The sequence below is a fragment of the Arthrobacter sp. HMWF013 genome (genome assembly GCF_003061105.1).
Classification (GTDB): Bacteria; Actinomycetota; Actinomycetes; order Actinomycetales; family Micrococcaceae; genus Arthrobacter.
Window position 1 is genome coordinate 1 of sequence record NZ_QAIQ01000152.1, and the last position, 2,688, is coordinate 2,688.

Genomic DNA, 2,688 nt, shown 5'->3' on the forward strand with positions numbered 1-2,688 from the left:
CCCCCACGTTGGGCTGATCCGTACGGCCCTGTTTAACTGGGCCCACGCCAAGCACACCAAGGGCACCTTTGTGTTCCGCATTGAAGACACGGACGCGGCACGCGACTCGGAGGAGAGCTACCAGCAGCTTCTGGAAGCGCTGAAATGGCTCGGCATCACGTGGGAAGAGGGCGTGGAGGTCGGCGGACCGCACGAGCCGTACCGGCAGTCGCTGCGCCTGGACCTCTACAAGGACGTCGTAGCGAAGCTTTTGGAAGCAGGCTACGCCTACGAGTGCTACTCCTCGCCTGACGAAGTGGAAGCGCGCCACCGCGCTGCCGGCCGGGACCCGAAACTCGGGTACGACAACTTCGACCGCGAACTCAGCGAAGAACAGCTCGCCGCCTTCAAGGCAGAAGGCCGCCAGCCTGTCCTGCGGGTCCGGATGCCGGATGAGGATGTCACCTTCACCGATGTGGTCCGCGGCGAGATCACCTTCAAGGCCGGGAGCATCCCGGACTACGTCATCGTCCGCGCAGACGGTTCTCCGCTCTACACGCTGGTCAACCCGGTGGACGACGCCCTGATGGGCATCACGCATGTGCTCCGCGGCGAGGACCTGCTCTCCTCCACGCCCCGGCAGGTGGTGCTGATCCGTGCGCTCATCGAGATCGGCGTCGCCAGTTACATGCCCGTGTTCGGGCACCTCCCGTATGTCATGGGAGAGGGCAACAAGAAGCTCTCCAAGCGCGACCCCCAGTCCAACCTGTTCCTCCTTCGCGACCGTGGGTTCATCCCGGAGGGCCTGCTGAACTACCTCTCCCTGCTGGGTTGGAGCCTGTCAGCGGACGAGGACATCTTCACGGTGGACCAGCTGATCGAGAATTTCGATGTCCAGGATGTCCTGGCCAACCCTGCCCGCTTCGACATCAAGAAGGCGGAGGCCATCAACGGCACGCACATCCGCATGCTTGACCCCGAGGACTTCCGTGCCCGCCTGGTCCCTTACCTGCGCACCGCCGGGCTCGTGGGGGAGGAGCTCACCAGCCGCCAGGAGGACATCCTGGCCGAGGCCGCACCGTTGGTGCAGGAGCGCATTACCCTGCTGGGCGAAGCTCCAGAGATGTTGGCGTTCCTCTTCAAAGCCGATGACGCCATCGACGTCGCCGATGATGCCCGCAAGGGCCTCCCGGAGAACCTCACCGAAGCCCTCGACGCCGCTATTGCCGCCCTTGAGCCGGTAGGGGACTGGACCCCCGAGAATATCCAGACGGCGCTGAAGCAGGCGCTGGTGGAGGGCCTCGGCATGAAACCCCGCCTCGCCTTCGGCCCGGTGCGCACGGCCATCTCCGGCCGCCGCATTTCGCCGCCGCTTTTCGAATCCATGGTGATCCTCGGCAAGGAGTCTTCCTTGAGCCGGCTCCGCACCTTCCGCGGCTGATGGCCATGACCGGCACGGAGGCTCAAGGAGCACTGGAGACCCGCTTCGGGACCATCCGGGGCGTCCTCTTTGACATTGATGACACCCTGGTGGACCTCGAATATGCCATGACCACGGCCCTGCGCGAGGTCAGTGAACACCTCCTGCCCGGCCTCGACCAGCGCGGGTGGGAAAGGTTCGGCAGGATCTTCACGCATGAAACCACCCACTATTACGACAGGTACCTGGCGGGTGAGCTGACTTTCAATGACCAGCGCCTGCTCCGTGGCCGCGCGGCCCTGGGTCATTTCGGCGTGGAACTGGCCGACGGCGAGGAAACCCACCAGTGGCTGTCCGACTACAGCCGGCTCCAGCCCGGCTACGTCCGGGCCTTTGAAGACGTCATTCCGCTCCTTGATCTCCTCGACGACGCAGGGGTGCCCTACGGTGCGGTGAGCAACAACGTCCATGACTACCAGCGGGCAAAACTGGATGGCGCAGGCCTGGCACGCATCACCCGCCTGGTGGGCACTGACACTGTTGGCGTGGCGAAGCCTGAGCCGGCAATCTATCTCGAAGGCGTGCGCCTCCTGCAGATCGCCCCCGCGGAGACGCTGTTCGTGGGGGATAACCGGCTTCTGGACGCTGAAGGCTCGACGGCGGCGGGGCTGGTGGGCGTCTGGCTGAACAGGACAGGGGAGGTGCTTCAGGACGTCGGCGGTCACGAGGTCAGTTCGCTGCGCCAGCTGCTGGCCTGACCGCCCGGCAGGCGGCAACCGGGCCGCCTGCCGGCCGATTTGTGCGAGCCTCAAGTCTCGGGTAAAGTAATTTCTCGTGCTGAGGCGCACGGAGCACGGGTTGAGGCCCGAAAATCCGGCCCGAAAGTATCATTGGGATATGGTGTAATTGGCAACACTACGGTTTCTGGTACCGTCATTCTAGGTTCGAGTCCTGGTATCCCAGCTCTGGTTCGGTCGCAGATTTACGCGGCAGATCAGGGGTTTTGAACCGGTTCGCCGATTTGAAACACTTGCTGAGGGTGTGAAATACTCTCTTAGCAAACCGGCCTCTGGTCGGTTGGAAGTACACGGCCCCATCGTATAGCGGCCTAGTACGCTGCCCTCTCACGGCGGTAACGCGGGTTCGAATCCCGCTGGGGTCACCACAGTAAGACGGTCCCGGGCATCAGCCCGGGGCCGTTTTTGTTATGCCGCCTGCAGCCGTGGCCCGGCCCGATTGCTTCCCGGGCTGGCATGATGTTGCTGTGACCTCATCCGATGGGCTTGTCC

At 63.8% G+C, this 2,688-nt stretch carries 2 protein-coding genes and 2 tRNA genes; all 4 read left to right on the plus strand.

Annotation, left to right across the window (positions count from 1 at the left end):
* The coding region (gene gltX, locus DBR22_RS07075; protein WP_258229076.1) for a glutamate--tRNA ligase at positions 1-1,420 on the plus strand (1,420 nt) is incomplete at its 5' end.
* Complete coding sequence (locus tag DBR22_RS07080; RefSeq protein WP_375134923.1) at positions 1,420-2,157, plus strand: HAD family hydrolase; 738 nt, start codon at positions 1,420-1,422, stop codon at positions 2,155-2,157. The genes gltX and DBR22_RS07080, both read left to right, overlap by 1 nt.
* Positions 2,158-2,290: 133 nt before the next feature.
* A tRNA-Gln gene (locus DBR22_RS07085) sits at positions 2,291-2,362 on the plus strand.
* A 126-nt stretch (positions 2,363-2,488) separates the two neighbouring features.
* Positions 2,489-2,564, plus strand: a tRNA-Glu gene (locus DBR22_RS07090).
* Positions 2,565-2,688: the final 124 nt, after the last annotated feature.

Coding starts and splice junctions, on each gene's coding strand:
- DBR22_RS07080 (WP_375134923.1), top strand. CDS start 1,420: ATGGCCATGACCGGCACGGAGGCTCAAGGAGCACTGGAGACCCGCTTC.